This is a genomic window from Flavobacterium psychroterrae (genome assembly GCF_018380615.1).
Classification (GTDB): Bacteria; Bacteroidota; Bacteroidia; order Flavobacteriales; family Flavobacteriaceae; genus Flavobacterium; species Flavobacterium psychroterrae.
The window spans coordinates 1-3,485 of record NZ_JAGYVZ010000060.1 but is presented as its reverse complement, the minus strand read 5'-3'; the positions used below and the strand labels follow the sequence as shown (position 1 = coordinate 3,485).

General features: G+C 34.5%; 3 protein-coding genes. All 3 read left to right on the top strand.

Features of this window, described 5'->3' with window-relative positions; translation table 11 throughout:
- Window positions 1–142: 142 nt before the first annotated feature.
- Genes KHA90_RS24870 through KHA90_RS24860 form a run of 3 tightly spaced genes read left to right on the top strand, consistent with a single transcriptional unit; the run spans window position 143 to window position 3,397 of the window.
- Window positions 143–1,408 carry a tyrosine-type recombinase/integrase gene (locus KHA90_RS24870; RefSeq protein ID WP_127340987.1) on the top strand — a complete coding sequence of 422 codons (1,266 nt, stop codon included), beginning with the start codon at window positions 143–145 and terminating at the stop codon, window positions 1,406–1,408.
- Window positions 1,405–2,394: a tyrosine-type recombinase/integrase gene (locus KHA90_RS24865; protein ID WP_127340986.1), complete on the top strand. Its 990-nt coding sequence runs from the start codon at window positions 1,405–1,407 to the stop codon at window positions 2,392–2,394. Before KHA90_RS24870 ends, KHA90_RS24865 begins: the two co-directional genes overlap by 4 nt.
- Complete coding sequence (locus tag KHA90_RS24860) at window positions 2,381–3,397, top strand: site-specific integrase (protein ID WP_213308198.1); 1,017 nt, start codon at window positions 2,381–2,383, stop codon at window positions 3,395–3,397. The genes KHA90_RS24865 and KHA90_RS24860 overlap by 14 nt, the downstream gene beginning before the upstream one ends.
- Window positions 3,398–3,485 lie beyond the last annotated feature (88 nt).

The window sequence follows — 3,485 nt, the reverse complement described above, 5'->3', positions numbered from 1 at the left end:
AAAAGGTTATGGAAAGTAAAAGATTATGTAAAATAGTCTGTGTCAATCTGTTCTTTTAGCTGTAGCTACACAATGTGTATTCTATTTTACTTTACATTATTTTGTTGTCGGCAATTATGCCTTAACAACTAAATATTTAATTATGAATGAAGTACAAACCATTGATGAGCTGGTAATCAGCTTTGAAAACCATCTCCGATCACTTCAACGAAGCAGGTTTACCATCCGCCAATACTGGCAAACATGGAAACCGTTGAAGATTTTTATATCTGCTAACAATATTGAGTTCTTTGACATAACAGTAGGCAAACAGTTTATAAAATCAAAGTTGGGAGCATACGAATATGCTAATCTTAATCAAATGCAAAGGAGGTTAGTAAATACAGTGGATGCACTTTCTGTATTTCAACAAACAGGTAAGATACATTTTGGCTCTGCACCACTACGAAGAAATCCGCCCAAAGTATTCACAGGAGAAATAGGCATATTGATGGAAGGATATATCAATTTTAGAAAGACCACTTTTGGATTGGCTAAAAGTACCGCTAATAATAATATCAGATCTTTGTATACTCTTTTTTTGTTTTTAGAGGATAAAGGGGTGCAAAAGATTGATGATATAAGCGAAGTATATATTCTTTTCTTTATTAAGAATCTTAATCCCAGTACTCTGTCGGTTAACCATTCCACATTGGGAGTTGTTAAAGGTTTTCTTAAGTATGCTTATGAAGAAAAAGTTTTTAGCACTGACTGGTCTAAAATAATACAACGTACCAATTACAAAGGGCAACCTAAACTCCCTTCATTCTTCTCTACAGACGAAATAAAATCGATACTAAATTCTATAGATAGATCTAATTCATCAGGAAAAAGGGATTACGCTATGATTTTGTTAGCGATTAAATTGGGCATGCGTGTTTCTGATATTGCGGGGTTGAAGTTTGAAGATATAGATTGGGATAAGCACGTCCTTACGTTTACGCAGTTTAAAACAAAGAAGAGTATTACTTTACCTCTTCTGCCAGAGATAGGCAATGCAATTATAGATTATTTAAAATATGCTCGTGCGGTTTCTGATGAAAGTCACTGCTTTCTCCAACAGTTATCGCCATATAAAAAAGTAACAGCGGAAGATGTTTCTCGTGTTGCCAGATTTTATATTCATCGATCAGGCATCTCTCTTAAAGAAAGAAAGCATGGAGCACATGCACTCAGACATAGCTTTGCAAGTGAGCTTCTTGGAAACAAAACATCGCTCCCTGTTATATCTGAAGCTTTGGGACATGGTCATACATCTTCAACAATGTTTTACCTGCGTATTGATATAAACCAACTTAGACAATGCGCACTTGATGTTTCTTTAGTCCCTTCAACATTTTATCAACAGAAAGGAGGGTTTGTATCATGAACGTTTATTATTACAGCATTTATAAACCTTTTATCAAAGAGTTTATAACATTAAAGAGAAGTCTTGGATATAAATACAATAACATCGAATATGCATTTACCAAGTTCGATCAGCTTGTGCTTGCCCGTGAAGAGCTAAATATTGGACTTTCCAAGGAACTTTGTGAGCAATGGTGTGTAAGACGCCTGAATGAATCAGACAAAACATGGTATAATCGGATACAGATTATCAGGGCATTTTCTTTCTTCTTAATAACATTGAATTATTCTTCCTTTCTTCCTGTTTTGCCAAAAATAAAGAATGTATATACGCCTTACATTTATACGAAAGAGGAAGTAGAATCGTTGTTCATTGCATGTGATAATTTAGAAACAAAAAGTACCTGCTATAACTCAATGGTCTTGATACTGCCATGTTTGCTGAGATTACTATATGGTTGCGGTTTACGATTGGGAGAAGCGCTATCCCTATCATGCAACGATGTGAATCTTCAGGAACAGTATGTCGTAGTTCGGAATACAAAGAATGGAACAGACCGACTGATACCACTTTCTGCATCATTAACAGCGGTCATTAGTGACTATATAAGTCATAGAAAGCATTTTCCATTACGGAGAAATACAAATTTACTGTTTGTGCACCCGAACGGTGATAGTTGTGATAGCCACAAAGTGTACAATTGGTTTAGAAAAATTTTATTCCAGGCTGGAATACCTCATAAAGGAAAGCATCAGGGACCACATTTACATCATCTAAGACATACTTTCGGTGTTCATTCTTTGGCTAAGATGGCAGAAGACGATATTGATTTATACTACTCCCTGCCAATTCTTTCTACTTACTTAGGACATACATCAATTGCCAGTACGAACGCATATGTCCGGTTGACATCAGAAATGTACCCTTCTATTCTTACTAAGGTTAACAATATATCTCCATTTTTATTCCCTGAATTATATAATCATGACAATTATGAAAACAGTTGATTTCTCTAAAAGTCTTGCAGACTTTCTAACTAAATATTTGCCAGCAGAAAGAGGTATGAGTTATAATACTATTACATCTTATAGAGCAACATTCATTTTGCTAATCTCGTTTATGGAAAATGAAAAAAAGATACGACCTGAAAAGCTGATGTTTAGCGACCTTACAAAAAAATGTGTAGATGATTTTCTTAATTATCTGGAAACGGTTCGAAAGTGTAGTATTTCAACACGTAATGTAAGACTAGCAGCATTGCATTCCTTTTTTAAATTTGTTCAATATGAATGGCCTGAGCAAATAGATGAATGCCGAAGAATCTTATCAATCAAAGTTAAAAAAACAAATAAAGGCTCTATTAATTACCTGACAATTGATGGTATAAAACTTCTATTGCTCCAACCTGATCTATCTACAAGCAAGGGTATTCGTGACCTAGCGATGATTGCATTGATGTACGATACAGGTGCACGAGTGCAGGAAATTATTGATCTTACTCCTTTCAGTTTACGGCTAAACAAACCTTATACAATTAAAATAGTCGGAAAAGGAAACAAAGCCAGAATAGTTCCATTAATGAATGAAGAAGTTATCCATCTGAAAAATTATATGTCAAAGAACTCTTTGCTTGAAGATTATGCCAATATGTACCCTTTGTTTAGTAATACCCGCAAAGAAAAACTAACAAGGGCAGGTGTTACACATATTCTTCAGAAATACGCCTCAATGGCAAGGAAGGAAAATCCTGTGCTCATACCAACAAAAATCAGTTGCCATTCGTTAAGGCATTCAAAAGCCATGCATCTATTACAAGCGGGTGTCAACTTAATTTATATCCGTGATATTCTTGGGCATGAATCAGTAACAACAACCGAAGTTTATGCTAAGGTTGATTCTAAACAAAAACGAGATGCAATAGAAATGGCATATGTTGGTGTTGTGAAAAAAGAAGCCCCAATATGGATTGAAAATGAAAATCTTTTAGAATGGCTCAAGAATTTTAAATAAGATATAATGTAAAGTAGAATGTCTTAATTATCACAAAAGTAATGGTTAGTCATATTCTACTTTACATTATTCTTTACTTTCCATAACC

Excerpts from the sequence above, each read along its gene's own strand:
- KHA90_RS24870 (WP_127340987.1), top strand. The coding sequence starts at position 143 with ATGAATGAAGTACAAACCATTGATGAGCTGGTAATCAGCTTTGAAAAC.
- KHA90_RS24865 (WP_127340986.1), top strand. The coding sequence starts at position 1,405 with ATGAACGTTTATTATTACAGCATTTATAAACCTTTTATCAAAGAGTTT.
- KHA90_RS24860 (WP_213308198.1), top strand. The coding sequence starts at position 2,381 with ATGAAAACAGTTGATTTCTCTAAAAGTCTTGCAGACTTTCTAACTAAA.